15 protein-coding genes are annotated in these 16789 nt (G+C 67.7%); 3 read left to right on the forward strand and 12 right to left on the reverse strand.

Going from position 1 to position 16789, the window contains the following annotated elements; translation table 11 throughout:
- Positions 1-25: 25 nt before the first annotated feature.
- On the forward strand, positions 26-1186 hold the full coding sequence (locus H4W27_RS06060) for an alpha/beta hydrolase (RefSeq protein ID WP_192595136.1): 1161 nt from the start codon (positions 26-28) through the stop codon (positions 1184-1186).
- On the opposite strand, the gene H4W27_RS06065 is transcribed toward H4W27_RS06060, so the two are convergent.
- The 10 genes from H4W27_RS06065 to hrcA all read right to left on the reverse strand — a co-directional run bounded on the left by H4W27_RS06065 (position 1132) and on the right by hrcA (position 11882).
- A complete protein-coding gene (locus H4W27_RS06065; protein ID WP_192595137.1) occupies positions 1132-1947 on the reverse strand; it encodes an isoprenyl transferase in 816 nt (271 codons plus the stop codon). The genes H4W27_RS06060 and H4W27_RS06065 overlap by 55 nt on opposite strands.
- A gap of 34 nt (positions 1948-1981) precedes the next feature.
- A complete protein-coding gene (gene recO, locus H4W27_RS06070; RefSeq protein WP_192595138.1) occupies positions 1982-2728 on the reverse strand; it encodes a DNA repair protein RecO in 747 nt (248 codons plus the stop codon).
- Positions 2729-2802: 74 nt separating this feature from the next.
- Positions 2803-4563, reverse strand: a complete 1761-nt coding sequence (leuA, locus tag H4W27_RS06075; RefSeq protein WP_192595139.1) for a 2-isopropylmalate synthase — start codon at positions 4561-4563, stop codon at positions 2803-2805.
- A 280-nt stretch (positions 4564-4843) separates the two neighbouring features.
- Positions 4844-5830, reverse strand: a complete 987-nt coding sequence (gene era / locus H4W27_RS06080) for a GTPase Era (RefSeq protein ID WP_404821846.1) — start codon at positions 5828-5830, stop codon at positions 4844-4846.
- Positions 5827-7269 (reverse strand): hemolysin family protein, encoded by a 1443-nt coding sequence (locus H4W27_RS06085; protein ID WP_192595140.1) that lies wholly within the window; start codon positions 7267-7269, stop codon positions 5827-5829. Before H4W27_RS06085 ends, era begins: the two co-directional genes overlap by 4 nt.
- Before the next feature lie 2 nt (positions 7270-7271).
- Positions 7272-7763 carry an rRNA maturation RNase YbeY gene (gene ybeY, locus H4W27_RS06090; RefSeq protein WP_192595141.1) on the reverse strand — a complete coding sequence of 164 codons (492 nt, stop codon included), beginning with the start codon at positions 7761-7763 and terminating at the stop codon, positions 7272-7274.
- Entirely contained in the window at positions 7760-8914 is a 1155-nt protein-coding gene (locus H4W27_RS06095) for a PhoH family protein (protein ID WP_225939022.1), read from the reverse strand. The genes ybeY and H4W27_RS06095 overlap by 4 nt, the downstream gene beginning before the upstream one ends.
- Before the next feature lie 24 nt (positions 8915-8938).
- A complete protein-coding gene (locus tag H4W27_RS06100; RefSeq protein WP_192595142.1) occupies positions 8939-9721 on the reverse strand; it encodes a 16S rRNA (uracil(1498)-N(3))-methyltransferase in 783 nt (260 codons plus the stop codon).
- Position 9722: 1 nt separating this feature from the next.
- Positions 9723-10844, reverse strand: a complete 1122-nt coding sequence (gene dnaJ / locus H4W27_RS06105) for a molecular chaperone DnaJ (RefSeq protein WP_192595143.1) — start codon at positions 10842-10844, stop codon at positions 9723-9725.
- 12 nt (positions 10845-10856) lie between these two features.
- Positions 10857-11882: a heat-inducible transcriptional repressor HrcA gene (hrcA, locus tag H4W27_RS06110; RefSeq protein ID WP_192595144.1), complete on the reverse strand. Its 1026-nt coding sequence runs from the start codon at positions 11880-11882 to the stop codon at positions 10857-10859.
- A gap of 67 nt (positions 11883-11949) precedes the next feature.
- Between hrcA and H4W27_RS06115 the strand changes: the two genes are divergently transcribed.
- Together H4W27_RS06115 and H4W27_RS06120 are read left to right on the forward strand one after the other, a co-directional pair.
- On the forward strand, positions 11950-12840 hold the full coding sequence (locus H4W27_RS06115; RefSeq protein WP_192595145.1) for a DUF3097 family protein: 891 nt from the start codon (positions 11950-11952) through the stop codon (positions 12838-12840).
- 179 nt (positions 12841-13019) lie between these two features.
- Positions 13020-13451 carry a DUF4870 domain-containing protein gene (locus H4W27_RS06120; protein WP_192595146.1) on the forward strand — a complete coding sequence of 144 codons (432 nt, stop codon included), beginning with the start codon at positions 13020-13022 and terminating at the stop codon, positions 13449-13451.
- Between the two features lie 29 nt (positions 13452-13480).
- Here the strand turns inward: H4W27_RS06120 and hemW are convergent, their stop codons facing one another.
- Positions 13481-14767 carry a radical SAM family heme chaperone HemW gene (gene hemW / locus H4W27_RS06125; protein ID WP_192595147.1) on the reverse strand — a complete coding sequence of 429 codons (1287 nt, stop codon included), beginning with the start codon at positions 14765-14767 and terminating at the stop codon, positions 13481-13483.
- Positions 14768-14770: 3 nt separating this feature from the next.
- Positions 14771-16633 (reverse strand): translation elongation factor 4, encoded by a 1863-nt coding sequence (gene lepA, locus H4W27_RS06130; protein WP_192595148.1) that lies wholly within the window; start codon positions 16631-16633, stop codon positions 14771-14773.
- Positions 16634-16789: the final 156 nt, after the last annotated feature.

Below are 16789 nucleotides of genomic sequence, written 5' to 3' on the forward strand. Positions count from 1 at the left end.
CCGGTCGCCTTCTAGGATGAAGCACATGGACGAACTCCTCGATGACACCCCCGCGGGCGTCTGGACCGAAGACCATCTGCAGGACTGTCTGCGTCTGACGCTGCCGCTCGGCGAGGACGAGGAGGGACCGGTCAGCGCCACTCTGGTCAGCTACTCCCCCGAACCTCGGCAGGACGAGGTGCTCCGGGCATCGCAGGAGAACAGTCCCGAGGAGAACAGCCCTTGGGAGCACAGCCCCCAGGAGAGTCTGTCGCGGGAGAAGGCCCACCAGGGGACGGCGGGGCAGGGGCCACGGCCGGGAGATGAGCCCGAGGAGCTCGCTCCGGTGCTGCATCTCCACGGCTGGTCCGACTACTTCTACAACATCCCGATGGCCCGCCGCTGGCAGAGCCACGGGCGCCCGTTCTATGCCCTGGACCTGCGGAAGTATGGGCGCAGCCTGCGCAGCTGGCAGACTCCCGGCTACGTGGACTCGCTGGACGTCTACGATGCCGACATCGATGCGGCACTCACGGAGATCCGTTCCCTGCACCCTGCCGCACCTGCGCCGATCATTCAGGCGCATTCCACCGGCGGTCTGGTCGCGGCGCTGTGGGCCCAGCGCCATCCGGGCCGGATCAGTGCTCTGGTGCTGAACAGTCCCTGGCTGGAGCTCTCCGGGGACGTGGCGGCTCGCACCGCCACCGAGGGCATCCTTGCGCCGCTGGGTCAGTTCTCCCCCACGCGGGCGCTGAAGCTTCCCGCGATCGACAACTACTGGCAGTCCCTGTCGGACCAGGCTCAGGGCGAATGGAGCCTGCACCCGCGGTGGAGGCCGCGCAACGCGTTTCCGATCCGTGTGGGCTGGATGCGGGCGGTGCTCGCCGGACACCGCAGGGTCTACGAGGGACTCGGGCTTCAGCTGCCGGTCCTGGTGCTGCTCTCCGGGGCCACCGCCTACCGGAGACAGTGGACCGAGGAGCTCAAGGAGTCGGACTCCGTGCTGGACGTGGAGCTGCTGGCCCGCCGGGCCGTGAAGCTCGGCGATCAGGTCACAGTCGTGCGCATCCACCGCGCGCTGCACGATGTCTTCGCTTCAGAGGCCTCCGTGCGCAGTCGCGCCATGGATGAGGTGCAGCGGTGGCTGAAGGCCTATGCCCCGGAGGCGGAGCGGTCTGTGGCGAACCGATCCACAGCGGCGCCGTAGCGGCGGTCCCTCCTGGCGTAGATCTCCACCGCCTCCCAGAGCGTGGTGCGGTCCACATCGGGCCAGAGGACGTCCATGAACACCATCTCCGCATAGGCGGACTGCCAGAGCAGGAAGTTGGAGATGCGCTGTTCGCCTGAGCTGCGCAGGAACAGATCCACATCGGGCAGGTCCGGCTCGTCCAGATGAGCCGCCACCGTCTTCTCCGTGATCTTGGCCGGATCCATGCGTCCCGCCTTGACCTCCTGGGCGATGAGCCTGACCGCGTCGGTGATCTCCGCACGGCCGCCGTAGTTCACGCACATCGTGAGGGTGCAGCGTGTGTTCTGCGCGGTCAGCTCCTCGGAGGTCTCCAGCTCCCGGATCACCGAGCGCCAGAGGCGGCCCGGCTGGCCGTTCCAGCGGATCCGCACACCCCAGGAGTTCAGCACGTCGCGCTGCCGACGCAGCACCTGACGGGAGTAGCCCATCAGGAAGCGGACCTCGTCGGGTGAGCGCTTCCAGTTCTCGGTGGAGAAGGCATAGACGCTGATATGCCTGACCCCGATCTCTATGGCCCCGGCGATCACATCCATGAGCGCCGCTTCACCGGCGCGGTGCCCCTCTGTGCGTGGGAGCCCCCGCTGGTTGGCCCAGCGGCCGTTGCCGTCCATGACGATCCCGATGTGCGCGGGCACCAGCTCAGCCGGCAGCCGAGGAGCTGAGACGCCGTCGCGATGGGGAGCGGGATCCTGAGGGGTGCGGGTGGACATGGCGATCATTCTTCCACGAACCCTGGCCGAGCGGCCCGGGCGGCTAGAGCCCCAGTGAGCTGAGTCGGCGATCGAGATGATGCTGGGCGTAGCTGGTGACCACTGCGGAGGCCTCGTGGCGGATGTCGCTGCGCGCCGAGCGGGTCTGCTCCCAGTGTCCATGCTGCAGGGCATGCAGCAGCTGCACCGTGGCGGGCTCCAGGGTGCGGGTGCCCGGCGGCCGGCAGTCGGTGCACACCGGGCCGCTGGCGGCGGGATGGAAGCCGGTGTGCGCGCCGGGCCGGCCGCAGGAGACGCAGGAGGTCCAGGTCACCGCCCATCCTGCCGAGGACAGTGCGCGAAGCAGGTAGGAGTTCAGCACGACGTCGGCCGGGTGGACTCCACGCGCCAGCGCCGAATAGCCGCCGTGGAGCAGGGAGAACTGCTGGCCGCCGAAGACGGGATCGGACTCTGCGTCCATGAGCCGCTCCGCGGTCTCCGCCATCGTGCACGCCGCCATGTACTTGTCATAGTCCGCGACGATGGGCGGTCCGTAGGTGTTCTTGGAGGTGGCCTGGGTGACGATGTCCAGGGACCGGCCGTGGACGAACTGCACATCGGCCACCATGAACGGCTCGACCGTGGCCCCGAACTTGGAGGAGGTGCGCCGCACTCCCTTGGCCACTGCGCGCACCAGGCCGTTTCCCGCGGTCAGGGCGGTGATGATGCGGTCCGCCTCACCCAGGTTCTGGGTGCGCAGGATGATCGCGGAGTCCCGATAGGAGCGGGACGCGAAGGTGGAGCCGGCCATGGTGGCAGAGTACTACAGCGGCGCACGGTCCGACGCCGCCGCAGCCTCGCCTGTTCCGCGGGCCGGGGCAGCGGTCACAGGGCCGGGGCCGAGTCCCGCAGCGCGCGGTTCACGGCGGAGATCACAGCCTGCAGGGAGGCGAGTGTGGTGTTGTGATCAAGCCCCACTCCCCACAGCACGCGTTCACCGATGGCCAGCTCGACGAATGACGCCGCTCGCGCGTCCCCGCCCTGGCTCATCGCATGTTCGGTGTAGTCCAGCAGGCGCACGTCAACCCCGTCGGCGGAGAGGATCTTCAGCAGGGCGGCGATGGGGCCGTTGGCACGGGCAGACTGCGTGGTGGTGTGCCCGCCGGCCTGCAACTCGACCTCCATGTTGAACTCACCCTCGGCGTTGGATGAGGTGTTGACCTCATCGAGCCGGTAGTGGCCCCACTGGTGATGGGCGGTGTCCACCGGGAGGTACTCGTCCTGGAAGATCTGCCAGATCTCTTCGCCCGAGACCTCGCCGCCGCCGTCGTCGGCCCGGCGCTGGATGACTCCGGAGAACTCCACCTGTGCTCGGCGCGGAAGGTCGATGCCCTGCTCGGCCTTGAGCAGATAGGAGACGCCTCCCTTGCCGGACTGGGAGTTCACGCGGATGACGGCCTCGTAGCTGCGACCGATGTCCTTGGGGTCGATCGGCAGGTAGGGCACGGCCCAGGTGATCTCCTCGCGGGAGGTCCCGGCCGCGGCCGCGCGGGCATCCATGTGCTCGAATCCCTTCTTGATCGCATCCTGGTGCGATCCGGAGAAGGCGGTGAAGACCAGGTCCCCGCCATAGGGGGACCGCTCCGGGACGCCCATCTGGTTGCAGTGCTCCACGGTGCTGCGGATCGTGCTCATGTCGCGGAAGTCGATCTCCGGGTCCACTCCCTGGCTGAAGAGGTTCATGCCCAGGGTCACCAGATCCACGTTGCCGGTGCGCTCGCCATTGCCGAAGAGGCAGCCTTCGATCCGGTCGGCCCCGGCCATGTAGCCCAGCTCGGCCGCGGCGACCCCGGTCCCGCGATCATTGTGCGGATGCAGGGAGAGCACGATCGAGTCCCGGTTGCGCAGGTTGCGGTGCATCCACTCGATGGAGTCTGCGTAGACGTTCGGGGTGGCCATCTCCACGGTGGCCGGAAGGTTGATGATCACCGGCTTCTCCGGGGTGGCCCCGAAGACGTCGACCACCTCGTCGGAGATGTGTGCCGCGAAGTCCAGCTCGGTGCCGGTGAAGGACTCCGGGGAGTACTGGTACACGATCTCGGTGGAGATCTCGGAGCTCGCGTGGAGCTGCTCCTCATACTTCCGGCACAGCCGTGCGCCCTGGGTGGCGATGTCCACGATTCCATCGCGGTCCTGCTTGAAGACCACTTCGCGCTGCAGCACCGAGGTGGAGTTGTACAGATGCACGATGGCTCGGGGGGCTCCGGCGATGGCCTCGAAGGTGCGCTCGATCAGCGTCTCGCGGGCCTGGGTGAGCACCTGGATGTAGACGTCGCCCGGGATCTTGTCCTGCTCGATGAGCTGGCGGACGAAGTCGAAGTCAGTCTGCGAGGCGGAGGGAAAACCGACCTCGATCTCCTTGAACCCCATGTTCACCAGCAGTTCGAACATGCGGTGCTTGCGATCAGGGGTCATTGGATCGATCAGGGCCTGGTTGCCGTCACGCAGATCCACTGCGCACCAGCGCGGGGCCGCCTTGATGGTCTTGTCCGGCCAGGTCCGGTCCGGCAGCGAGACCGTGATCTGGTCCTCGAAGGGGAGGTACCGCTGGAACGGCATCGGAGAGGGCTTCTGGAGCTTGCGCATGGGAACTTCCTTATGTGGTCGAGCTGAGGGCGAGCGGTCGAGGCGGAAGAGCTCCGCAGCGGGGATCCGACCTGGAAGTGCTGCGCCGTGCTGATTCTGGAGAAGCTTGACCGACTGGGGAAGCTTGGATCAGGGGTGCGCGAGCTCTTCCCCGCTGCGGCGGAGAAGCTCTAGTCGTAGCGCACGCGTCGATGTGATCTGCACGTGAATCAAAATAGCATGCAGCGCGCTCGGACGCAGGGCGGGGTTGTGATTCTCATCATGTGGAACGGGCTCGAGGTCAGAAGCCGAGGCGACCGAGCTTCTTGGGATCGCGCTGCCAGTCCTTGGTCACCTTGACGTGCAGATCGAGGTAGATCGGGGTGCCCAGGAGCTTGACGATTCCGGCTCGTGCATCGGAGCCGATGGTCTTGAGCCTGGCGCCCCGCCTGCCGATGATGATGGCCTTCTGGGAGTCGCGCTCCACGTGGATCGAGACCCGCACATCCAGCAGGGGCTTGTCCTCGGGCCGGTCCTCGCGCGGGACCATCTCCTCGACGACCACGGCGATCGAGTGCGGCAGCTCGTCACGGACGTCCTCCAGCGCCGCCTCGCGCACGAGCTCGGCGACCATGACAGCCTCGGGCTCATCGGTGAGATCGCCCTCGGGGTAGAGCGGCGGGGACTTCGGCATCATCGCGGCGAGCTGATCGATCACCACGTCGGTCTGCTCCCCCTCGATGGCGGAGACCGGGATGATCTCGGCGAAGCCCCCCGCCTGCCTGCCCTCCTGGGCCAGGTGCTCCCGGCCCAGCTGGTCCACTGCCATCAGCTGTTCCGCGAGGTCCTCCCGGGAGACCTTGTCCACCTTGGTCACCAGGGCGATCACTCGCTTATGCGGAAGCTTGGTCAGCTGCGCGGCGATGAAGCGGTCGCCCGGGCCGATCTTCTCATCGGCCGGAATGCAGAACCCGACCACGTCCACCTCGGAGAGGGTGTCGATGACCAGTCCGTTGAGCCGCTTGCCCAGCAGCGTGCGGGGACGATGCAGACCGGGAGTGTCCACCAGGACGAGCTGGAAGTCGCTGCGGTGGACGATGCCGCGGATGGTGTGCCGGGTGGTCTGTGGCTTGGAGGAGGTGATGGCCACCTTCTCCCCCACCAGGGCGTTGGTGAGCGTGGACTTGCCCGCGTTCGGGCGGCCGACCATGCTGGCGAACCCGGCGCGGAAGTTCTCATCGAACGTCGCGAAGCCCTCCTGCTGGGCGGGCATCTCTGACTGGCTCATCGTGGTGTTCCGATCCTCTCCTGCGCCGGCGCCGCGGTTGCGGCCTGGCGGTCGTGTCCTGATGCTGACTCCGCGGCGCGCAGGTGCAGCCCCTCGGGTTCGTCCTGCGTGCCGAGACCCGCGCGTGCACCGCGGCTCTGCTCCGCCTCCCAGGCCAGCACGTGACTCACCCGGTTGCGGCGTCCCTCGAGCCGATCTGCGCGGAGCACCACTCCGGGGCCGCTGCGGCGCGGGATCTCGACCTCGGAGCCGGCGATGGCCACGCGTCCCAGCGCCTTGGCGAGCAGGCCTCCGACGGTGTCGACCTCCTCCTCGTCGTCGAGGTCCAGCTCATAGAGCTCGGCGAAGTCGTCCACCGACATCCGCGCCGAGAGGCGCCTGCGACCGTGGCTGATCTCCTCGATCTCGGCGGCCTCGGTGTCGTATTCATCCACGATCTCACCGACGATCTCCTCGATCAGATCTTCGAGGGTGACCATGCCTGCGGTGCCGCCGTACTCGTCCACGACGATGGCCACATGGGTGGACTCGCGCTGAAGCTCGGAGAGGAACTCGGAGACCGGCTTGGACTCGGGGACATAGCGCACGTCGCGCTGGATCTCATCCACGAGGATCGAATCCGGGTCGCGTCCGGCGTAGGCGCTGGGCGCCTCGGAGCTGCGGAGCCGGTGGTGCAGGAAGGCGGCGTCCTTGAGGTAGACCATCCCGGTGATGTCGTCTGCGGAGCCGCGCACCACCGGCACGCGGGAATACCCCGAGCGCAGGAACAGCGTCATGACCTCGACGACGCTGGTGCCGGCCTCCACGGTGACCATATCGGTGCGCGGCACCATCACCGCGCGCACCCGCGTGGTGGAGAGGTCGAAGACCGACTGGAGCAGCTCCGCCTCGGCGTCTTCGATGATGTCGGTCTCGGAGGCTCGGGTGACGAACTCCCGGAACTCCTCGTCGTCGAAGAATCCGCGATCTGACTCTGAGCCTCCCGGGACGGTGCGCGACCCGAGGCGGCTGAGCGCCACCGGCAGCGGGCCCAGTGCCACGCGGAGAGCGCGCACCAGCCTGGCGGTCGCCGCGGCGACGAGCTGGTGGTGTCCGCGGCCGATCTGGCGCGGTGAGACGGCGGCGGTCACCAGGCCGCCCACCAGCAGGAGGGCGCAGCCGAGCACGGCTCCGGCGGCAAGTCCCCCCAGGGCGAGGATGGAGGCCAGGACGACCAGCACCACCAGGGCCGTGGTGAAGAACCAGCGCCACATCCGCAGCGCCAGGGTGTGGGCGGCCGGATGGGCGAGGATCATCGCCACCGCGGTGGATCGGCGCTGATCGACGATCTCCTCGGCCTCACGCCGGCTCAGCCGGAGGAAGGCGGAGTCGGCGGCGGAGAGGGTGAAGGCGAGCGAGCCGCTCGCCAGCGCCAGCAGGATGAGAAGTCCGAGGGTCATGGTCAGACCGTCGGGGTGGGAGCAGCGTGCCCGAGATATTCCTCGAGGAGCGCGCGCTGCAGGCTGAACATCGCTTCCCGGTCCTCGGGCTCGGCATGATCATGTCCCAGCAGGTGCAGGACGCCGTGGGTGGCGAGGAGCGCGAGCTCCTCGCCGAGATCGTGGCCATTGGCGGTCGCCTGCTGCTGCGCGACCTGCGGGCAGATCACGATGTCTCCGAGCACTCCCTCGGTGACCGGTTCCTGTGCCGTGCCGGCGATGAGCTCATCCATGGGGAAGCTCATCACATCGGTGGCCCCGGGCAGGTTCATCCAGTCCAGGTGCAGCGCTTCGATCGTGTCCTCGTCGACCAGCGTGATCGACAGTGCGACGGCGCCGCTGAGGTGCAGCCTGGCGTAGAGGAACCCGCTGAGGTCGAGCAGACCGGCCAGATGGTCTCCGGAGATCAGGTCCGAGCCGGAGCTGTCCTCGACCGTGACCTGGACCTCGCTCATCGTCGGCCCCCGCGCCGCGGGGCACGTGCGGCATCCTGGTGGCGTTCGTAGGCGTCGACGATCCGTCCGACCAGAGCATGGCGGACCACATCCTCGGAGCCGAAGCGGGACATCGCGATGCCCTCGACGCCCTCGAGGATCTCGATCACCGTGCGCAGCCCGGAGTCGGTGCCGCGCGGCAGGTCGACCTGCGTGATGTCACCGGTGACCACGATCTTGGAGTTGAAGCCCAGCCGGGTGAGGAACATCTTCATCTGCTCAGCTGTGGTGTTCTGCGCCTCGTCCAGGACGATGAACGAGTCATTGAGCGTGCGGCCGCGCATATAGGCCAGCGGCGCGACCTCGATGATGCCCGATTCCATCAGCCGCGGGATGGAGTCCGGGTCGATCATGTCGTGCAGCGCATCGTAGAGCGGGCGCAGATACGGGTCGATCTTGTCGTTGAGGCTGCCGGGCAGGAAGCCCAGCTTCTCCCCTGCCTCCACGGCGGGCCGGGTCAGGATGATGCGGTTGACCTCGCGGGCCTGCAGGGCCTGGACAGCCTTGGCCATGGCCAGATACGTCTTACCGGTGCCGGCGGGGCCGATGCCGAAGACCACAGTGGACTCGTCGATGGTGTCGACATAGGTCTGCTGATTCTTGGTCTTGGGCCGGATGGTCCGCCCGCGGTGGGAGAGGATGTTGGTGGTCACGATGCGCGCGGATTCCTGCGCGGCGTCGGCGCGGACCATGGTCGTGACCTGCTCGATGATCTCCTCGGTCACTGTGGTGCCGGAGGCGGCGAGGGTCTTCAGCTGGGTGAGGACCTCGACGATCCTGGTGACCTCGGCGGCGGAGCCGCCGACGGTGACCAGCTGGTCGCGCAGACCGATGGACGCAGAGGGATAGAGGCCCTGCAGGATGCGCAGCGCGAGGTCCTGCGCGCCCAGGCTGCGGAACATGGTGTCGGCGTCGGCGAAGTACACCTGCCGCTCGATGTTCCCCAGGGCCGCGGCGGTGGCCCCGCGGGCCGCTCCGGAGGTGGCGTGTCCGCTCGGGTCCTGTCCCGTCGGAGGGGTTCCCGTCAGATGCGTTCCCGTGGGCTGCTCTCCCGTGGGCTGCTCCCCGGTGGGCTCCGGCGATCCGGTCGTGTTCTGCGAAGTCTCAGTCATTGGTCCTCAGTCTAGGCGGTGTGCTCAGTGTGACCAGTCCCAGCGGCCCAGCAGCAGCTGCGTGGCGGCCAGTGCGGCCGGTCCCGCGGTGGATGAGCGCAGGACTGTGGGGCCCAGACGGGCGACCCGCGCTCCTGCGTCGCTGAGCAGCTCGATCTCTCGGTCGCTGATCCCGCCCTCGGGCCCGATGATCAGATGCAGCTCCTCCGGCGCGGTGCCGCTTCCGCAGTGGGCGGTGACGGCCTGTGCCAGGGAGGTCTGGTCGGTCTCATGCAGCGCGATGGCGCCGATCCGGTCGCCGGCGGCGCTCAACGCGTCCCGGTACTGGGCAGTGGTCTGCAGCGGCCTGACGGCGGGGATGGTGGTGCGGCGGGTCTGCTTCGCCGCAGTTCTCACCAGGGCGACCCATTCGGCGTGCTTCTTGGTCTCCCGACCGGCCTTCCAGCGCGCCACGGATCGTTCTGCCTGCCAGGGGATCACGGCGTCGACACCCAGCTCGGTGGCGGATTCCACGCCTTGGAGGTCGCGGCGGTCCTTGGCCAGGGCCTGCACGAGGACGATCCGGGGTCGCAGCACTGGTTCCTGGGTCAGCTCCAGGATCTCCACCTGCAGCTCTCCGCCGCCGGCCGCGCGGACCAGACCCTCGGCACGCAGTCCCACCGTGTCGGAGAGCAGCACCTGCTCTCCGGGCTGCATCCGCATCACTGTGGCCGCATGGTGCCCCTCAGCCCCGGAGAGCGTGACGGACGCGCCGGGGGCGACGGCGTCCAGCGCTCCGGGGCTGAGGTGGAACAGCGGAGCCGTCATCTCAGAGGGCGTCCCAGCGTTCCCGCAGCTTGGCGAACACTCCGCGGTGTTCGGTGGTGGACTCTCCGCGCTCCTCGCCGCGCTCGGCGGCGAGCTCACGCAGCAGCTCGGCCTCGCGCTCGGAGACCTTCACGGGGGTCTCCACCTTCAGGTGCACCTTCAGCGCGCCGCGGCCTCCACCGCGCAGGTGGGTGACGCCGCGCTCTTTGAGCGTGAGCACCTCCCCGGACTGGGTCCCGGGCTTGACGGTCAGCTCCTCGGCGCCGTCGAAGGTGTCCAGCTCCACGGTGGTGCCCAGGGCTGCGGCGGTCATGGGGATGGAGACTGTGGCGTGGAGGTCGTTGCCGCGGCGGGTGAACACCTCATGCGGCTTGACCTCCACCTCGATGAACAGGTCGCCGGAGGGTCCGCCGGCGAGACCGGCCTCGCCCTCGCCCGCCAGGTGGATGCGGTTGCCGCGATCCACTCCCGCAGGAACCCGGACCTTCAGCGACTTGCGCTCACGGACCCGTCCCTGGCCGTCGCACTCCTGGCAGGGGTCCTCGATGATGCTGCCGAAGCCGGCGCAGCGTGCGCAGGTCTGGGTCTGGATGACGGTGCCCAGGATGGAGCGCATGGGGCGCTGGACCTGGCCCTGGCCGTGGCAGTCCGGGCAGGTGGTGGGACTGGTGCCTGGCCGGGTGCAGGAGCCGTCGCAGACCGTGCAGGTCACGGCGGTCTCCACCTCGACCTCCTTGGTGGTTCCGAAGACCGCGTCGCGCAGGTCGATCCGCACGCGGATCAGCGAGTCCTGGCCTCGGCGGGTGCGTGAGGCCGGGCCTCCGCCTCCCCCGCCGAAGAAGGTCTCGAAGATGTCCCCGAATCCGCCGAAGCCTGCGCCGGCTCCCCCTCCTGGGAAGCCTGAGCGGCCGTTCTCGTCACCGGTGGTGTCGTAGTTCTGGCGCTTCTGCGAGTCCGAGAGCACCTCGTAGGCACGGCCGAGCACTTTGAACTGCTCGGCGGCGTCGTCGGAGGGGTTCACATCCGGGTGAAGCTTCCGGGCCTGTTTGCGATAGGCCTTCTTGATCTCGTCGGTGGACGCCGAGCGGCTGACGCCGAGCGCCTCGTAGTAGTCAGTCGTCATCTTCGTAGACGTTCACCCTTCGGAAAGAATTCGGGACAGGTAGCGCGCCATCGCGCGCACCGCGGACATGGTGGAGCCGTAGTCCATGCGAGTCGGGCCGACGACGCCGAGCTTGGCGCCTTCGGCCCCCGCATGAGTGCCATACTCGGCAGCGACGACGGCGGTCTCGACCAGCGAGTCATGACTCGTCTCGTGACCGATCCGGATCGAGAGGCCTCGCCGGTCCTGCTCCATCTCTGTCAACAGTCGAAGCAGCACGACTTGTTCCTCAAGCGCTTCGAGGATGGGACCGATGGAGGGACCGAGGTCGCGGCCCGACCTGGCGAGGTTAGCAGTCCCGGCCATGATGATGCGATCCACGCGGCCCGATTCGAGGATCGTCTCCACGGCCTGGGCGATGACCGCCATGGACGGCCGCAGCACCGGCTCCACCCGGCTGATGAGCATATCCGTGGGCAGCGGCAGCGTGGAGATCCTCCGGTTGTACAGCTCCCCGGAGAGCACCTGGCCGATCCGGTGCAGCGAGTCGTCGCCGATCGGATCTGCCAGGGTCACCATGCGCTGCTCCACCTTGCCGGAGGAGAGGATCACGATCGTCAGCGCCTTGTGCGGGGACATGGACACGACATCGACATGCCGGATCTTGGCCGTGGAGCGCTGCGGGTGCTGGATCACCGCGACCTGGTTGGTAAGCATGGCGAGCAGGCGCACCGTGTGTTCGAGCATGGTGTCGGTGTCATCGGCCGATTCCACCAGCGTGTCCATCGCTCGGCGCTCCGCCGCCGAGAGCGGACGAACTTCGGTGATCTTGTCCACGAACCGGCGATACCCGAGGTCCGTCGGGATCCGCCCGGCTGAGGTGTGCGGGGCCGCGATGAGGCCCTCCTCCTCGAGGTGGGCCATGTCGTTGCGGATCGTCGCCGGAGAGACCTCCAGGTCGTGGCGCTCCACCAGCGCCCGGGACCCCACGGGCTCCCGGGTCTGGACGTAGTCCTCCACGATGGCGCGCAGGACCTGAAGACGACGGGTGTCGGACATGCTGGTCTGGGCCTCCTCAAGATCTGGCACTCTTCGAGTACAAGTGCTAATTCTACAATGGGTGACTATGAGTGATTCTCACCTCCCCGACCGGCGCTCCTCCCCCACCCGCGGGTGGGGCGCGCAGGACCTCTCCAGTCTTCGTCAGGCCCAGCAGGTCACCGTCCACCCGCTCCCCGCCGAGCACGGCACGGTGATCGAGGAGGTGGAGTCCGGCTGGGTCGGCGCCGTCGTCTCTGTCGAGGCCTCGGGCGGCGTGCACGTGGTCAGCCTGGAGGACCGGCTGGGCAGAGTCCGTTCCTTTCCGCTGGGATACGGCTTCCTCTTCGAGGGCCGGCCCGTGGAGCTGACTGCCCCCGTCCGGCGCGCTGCGGCTCCGATCACGACGCGCACGGCCTCCGGCTCGGTGGCCGTGGCAGACGCCCGAGCACGCGTGGCCCGCGCCTCACGCATCTGGGTGGAGGGCACCCATGATGCCGAGCTGGTGGAGAAGGTCTGGGGCGAGGATCTGCGGATCGAGGGCATCGTGGTCGAACCGCTGCATGGCGCTGATGACCTTGTCGGGGCGATTCGCGAATTCCAGCCCGGTCCCCGACGCCGTGTGGGGGTCCTGCTCGACCATCTGGTCCCCGGGTCCAAGGAGACGCGCATCGCGCGCGAAGCGATGCAGGCTCCGGGCGCCGCGGGCAACATCTTGGTCCTCGGTCACCCCTATGTGGATGTCTGGCAGGCTGTGAAGCCCCACCTGCTCGGACTGCCGCGCTGGCCTGACATCCCGCGCAGCGAGGACATCAAGGTCGGCACGCTGCGTGCGCTGGGCTGGCCGCATTCTCAGCAGCGGGACATCGCGCAGGGCTGGAAGCGGATCCTGGCCCAGGTGACCAGCTACGCGGATCTGGAGCCCTCGCTGCTGGGCCGGGTGGAAGAGCTGATCGACTTCGTCACCGTGGAGGACTGAGGGCTCGCGAGCGGGCGGGGTCGTCCACGAGACCGTGCGTCACCCGGTGTTCACCCCGCCAGATGAAACTGGACACCGACACGCACGGCGGGGCCAGTGTCCGTTCAGGGAGATTCGCTAGAATTTCAGCCTGAATGACCAGGTGTCTGAGATTCTGACACTCGATCCACGGAGGTGCAGTGGCGCATAATCAGGAACCCCAGGGCGACCGATCGAGGCAGTACGCCAGATCGGATGCTTCCGAGCGTCTCAAGGGTTCTGCCGCGGCCGCACAGCCTCTCACCCCGGCCGAGGACCGCCGCTGGGCCACATTGGCACATTTCGGCGCACTCATCGGCTGCCTTCCGGCCCTCGCGATCTACCTGGTGTACCGCGACCGGGGCCCGTTCACCGCCCAGGAGTCCAAGGAGGCGCTGAACTTCACCCTGCCGGTGACCGCCGTGATGCTGGTCTGCTACATCCTTGCGCTCATCCCCGCCATCGGCTGGGTCTTCGGCATCGTCGCGGTGCTGCTGTGGATCTATATGACGATCTCCGGGCTGGTCGCCGGCATCCAGTGCAACAAGGGGCGCCCGTACCGCTACCCGATGAACCTGCGCCTGATCCACTGACCCTCGGCCACGAGCTCAGGGAACGAGCCTCAGGGAACGAGCCGGCGCGTCACCGCGTCAGCCAGGAGCCGGCCGCGCAGCGTCAGCACCACACGACCCTCGGGGTGCCCCGCGGCGGGAACAGCGGCCTCCGGGCTGATCAGCTGCTCCTTGACCAGCGAGTCCACAGTGGCCGGGCTGATCCGCTCCCCCATGGTCCGCGCCAGCTCGGGCAGAGCGTTGTATTCGGCGATGTCCAGCCCGTCCGCGAGACGCAGGCGCAGCATCAGGTGTTCCAGGACCTTGTCCTCGTCCTGCAGCTGCTCCCGGCCATGTCCTGGTGTCGTCCCGGTGGAGAGTCGCTGGGCGTAGGCCGCCGGGTGTTTGACGTTCCACCAGCGGAGCCCGGCCATGTGCGAATGCGCACCGGGTCCCGCCCCCCACCAGTCGGAATCCACCCAGTAGTTGAGATTGTGCTCGGACCTGGCGTCTCTGCTGGTGGAGAAGTTCGACACCTCGTACCAGTCGAATCCGGCGGCGCCGAGGACCTCCTCGGTGAGCAGGTACTTGTCGGCCTGATCGTCGGGATCGATGTCCTCGAGCACTCCGCGGCGGATCTTCGCGGCCATGGCGGTGCCCTCTTCAATGATCAGTGAGTAAGCAGAGATGTGGTCTGGCTGCAGCGCCACGGCGTGCTCCAGGCTGCTGCGCCAGTCCTGCAGGGTCTCTCCGGGGGTCCCGGAGATCAGGTCCAGGCTGACCTGCAGACCCGCCGCGCGGGCGGCGTCGACCGCGCGCTCGACGTTCGCCGGATCATGGGTGCGGTCCAGGGTCTTCAGCACCCGCGGCACCGCAGACTGCATGCCCAGGCTCAGCCGGGTGAATCCTGCCTCCGCGAGGATCTGTGCGGTCTCTGCCGTGATGGTGTCGGGATTCGCCTCGGTGGTGATCTCGGCACCGGGACGGAAGTCGAAGAGCTCGCGGGCCCGGGCGAGGATCCGGGCCAGCTCCTCAGGCGGCAGCAGCGTCGGTGTGCCGCCGCCGAAGAACACTGTCGAGAGCTTCCGCTCGGGGGCGTCCATGGCGTCCAGCACGCCGCGGGCGAAGACGAGTTCGGAGATCAGCGTGTCCGGGTAGGACAGCTGTGAGGCTCCGGGACCGAGGTCCTCGGCGGTGTAGGTGTTGAAGTCGCAGTAGCCGCAGCGCACGCTGCAGAAGGGGATGTGGACGTAGAGGCCGAAGGGGACTGCCGAGCGGGCGCTCAGCGCCTGCTGGACGGCCGAGGGGAAGCCGCCGTCGGCCGGCACCGGGTCGCCGAGGGGAAGGGTGGAGGGCAAGGCCTACTTCTTCCCAGCCTTCTCCTTGCCGGCGTCCTCATCCGAGGAGAGCGCGGCGATGAAGGCCTCCTGCGGGACCTCGACGGTGCCGACCATCTTCATCCGCTTCTTGCCCTCCTTCTGCTTCTCCAGCAGCTTGCGCTTGCGGCTGATGTCACCGCCGTAGCACTTGGAGAGGACATCCTTGCGGATAGCCCGGATGTTCTCGCGCGCGATGATGCGTGAGCCGATCGCGGCCTGGATCGGCACCTCGAACTGCTGCCGCGGGATCAGCTCCTTCAGCCGGGAGGCCATCTTCACGCCGTAGGCGTAGGCAGAGTCACGGTGAGTGATCGCAGAGAAGGCGTCGACCTGGTCGCCCTGCAGCAGGATGTCCACCTTCACCAGGTCAGCGGCCTGCTGGCCGATGCCCTGCCAGTTCAGCGAGGCGTAGCCCTTGGTCCGGGACTTCAGCTGATCGAAGAAGTCGAAGACGATCTCCGCCAGCGGCATCTTGTAGCGGATCTCGACGCGCTCTGCGGAGAGGTAGTCCATGCCTTCCATCGAGCCGCGCCGGGACTGGCAGAGCTCCATGACCGGACCGATGAACTCGGCCGGGACGATCACTGTCGCGTCCACGATCGGCTCACGAATCTCGTTGACCTTGCCTTCGGGGAACTCTGAGGGGTTGGTGACCCGGTGGACGGTCCCGTCCTCAGCAGTGACCTCGTAGACCACGTTGGGGGCGGTGGAGATGAGATCGAGGTTGTACTCGCTCTCCAGTCGCTCACGGGTGATCTCCAGGTGCAGCAGGCCGAGGAAGCCCACCCGGAATCCGAAGCCCAGTGCGGTGGAGGTCTCGGGCTCGAAGTTCAGCGCGGCGTCGTTGAGCTGCAGCTTCTCGAGGGCTTCACGCAGCACCGGGAAGTCGGAGCCGTCCAGCGGGAAGAGCCCGGAGAAGACCATCGGGCTGGGATCGTCATAGCCGCCGATGATCTCGTCCGCGGGACGATTCTGCGCGGTCACCGTGTCCCCGACCTTGGAGAGGCGGACATCCTTCACCCCGGTGATCAGATACCCGACCTCGCCCACGCCGAGACCTTTGGTGCGTTCAGGCTCGGGAGAGGAGACGCCGATCTCCAGCAGTTCATGGGTGGCACCGGTGGACATCATCTTGATCTTCTCGCGGTGGGAGAGCTGGCCGTCCACCACCCGCACGAAGGTGACCACACCGCGATAGGTGTCATAGACGGAATCGAAGATCATCGCCCGGGCGGGGGCGTCAGCATCGCCCTGCGGAGCGGGGATCTCGGCGACGATCTTGTCCAGCAGCTCTTCGACGCCGTCGCCGGTCTTGCCGGAGACGCGCAGCACGTCCTCGGGCTCGCAGCCGATGAGGTAGGCGATCTCCTCAGCGTATTTGTCCGGCTGGGCGGAGGGGAGGTCGATCTTGTTCAGCACCGGGATGATCTTCAGGTCGTTCTCCATGGCCAGGTAGAGGTTGGCCAGGGTCTGCGCCTCGATGCCCTGCGCGGCGTCGACCAGGAGCAGGGCTCCTTCGCAGGCGGCCAGCGAGCGGGAGACCTCGTAGGAGAAGTCCACGTGCCCGGGGGTGTCGATCATGTGGAAGGCATAGGTCTGCCCGTCGAGCTCCCAGGGCATGCGCACCGCCTGGGACTTGATCGTGATGCCGCGGTCACGCTCGATGTCCATGCGGTCCAGGTACTGAGCCTTCATGTCGCGCGCCTGCACCACGCCCGTGAGCTGCAGCATGCGATCTGCCAGCGTGGACTTGCCGTGGTCGATGTGCGCGATGATGCAGAAGTTCCGGATCGCACCGGGATCAGTTGCGGCGGGCACCTGCGTGCTGGTGGCCTTCGGAGACACGGTGGCGGGGGTCCTTTGCTTCGTCGAGACGCCGGGCATGGGGCTGCACCTGGCACTTCATTGTTCCATGGTCGATTGTTCCATGGTCGCGGCGCTGTGAGAGTGCTCAGAGCACGGCGTACAGGAACGGGGGCCCCGCGCAGCGCGCAGGGCCCC

This window comes from Nesterenkonia lutea (assembly GCF_014873955.1).
Lineage (GTDB): Bacteria > Actinomycetota > Actinomycetes > Actinomycetales > Micrococcaceae > Nesterenkonia > Nesterenkonia lutea.

What these genes read in the sequence shown, in the direction of transcription:
- H4W27_RS06060 (WP_192595136.1), top strand. Translation starts at nt 26, where the DNA reads ATGGACGAACTCCTCGATGACACCCCCGCGGGCGTCTGGACCGAAGAC.
- H4W27_RS06065 (WP_192595137.1), bottom strand. Translation starts at nt 1,947, where the DNA reads ATGATCGCCATGTCCACCCGCACCCCTCAGGATCCCGCTCCCCATCGC.
- recO (WP_192595138.1), bottom strand. Translation starts at nt 2,728, where the DNA reads ATGGCCGGCTCCACCTTCGCGTCCCGCTCCTATCGGGACTCCGCGATC.
- leuA (WP_192595139.1), bottom strand. Translation starts at nt 4,563, where the DNA reads ATGCGCAAGCTCCAGAAGCCCTCTCCGATGCCGTTCCAGCGGTACCTC.
- era (WP_404821846.1), bottom strand. Translation starts at nt 5,830, where the DNA reads ATGAGCCAGTCAGAGATGCCCGCCCAGCAGGAGGGCTTCGCGACGTTC.
- H4W27_RS06085 (WP_192595140.1), bottom strand. Translation starts at nt 7,269, where the DNA reads ATGACCCTCGGACTTCTCATCCTGCTGGCGCTGGCGAGCGGCTCGCTC.
- ybeY (WP_192595141.1), bottom strand. Translation starts at nt 7,763, where the DNA reads ATGAGCGAGGTCCAGGTCACGGTCGAGGACAGCTCCGGCTCGGACCTG.
- H4W27_RS06095 (WP_225939022.1), bottom strand. Translation starts at nt 8,914, where the DNA reads ATGACTGAGACTTCGCAGAACACGACCGGATCGCCGGAGCCCACCGGG.
- H4W27_RS06100 (WP_192595142.1), bottom strand. Translation starts at nt 9,721, where the DNA reads ATGACGGCTCCGCTGTTCCACCTCAGCCCCGGAGCGCTGGACGCCGTC.
- dnaJ (WP_192595143.1), bottom strand. Translation starts at nt 10,844, where the DNA reads ATGACGACTGACTACTACGAGGCGCTCGGCGTCAGCCGCTCGGCGTCC.
- hrcA (WP_192595144.1), bottom strand. Translation starts at nt 11,882, where the DNA reads ATGTCCGACACCCGTCGTCTTCAGGTCCTGCGCGCCATCGTGGAGGAC.
- H4W27_RS06115 (WP_192595145.1), top strand. Translation starts at nt 11,950, where the DNA reads ATGAGTGATTCTCACCTCCCCGACCGGCGCTCCTCCCCCACCCGCGGG.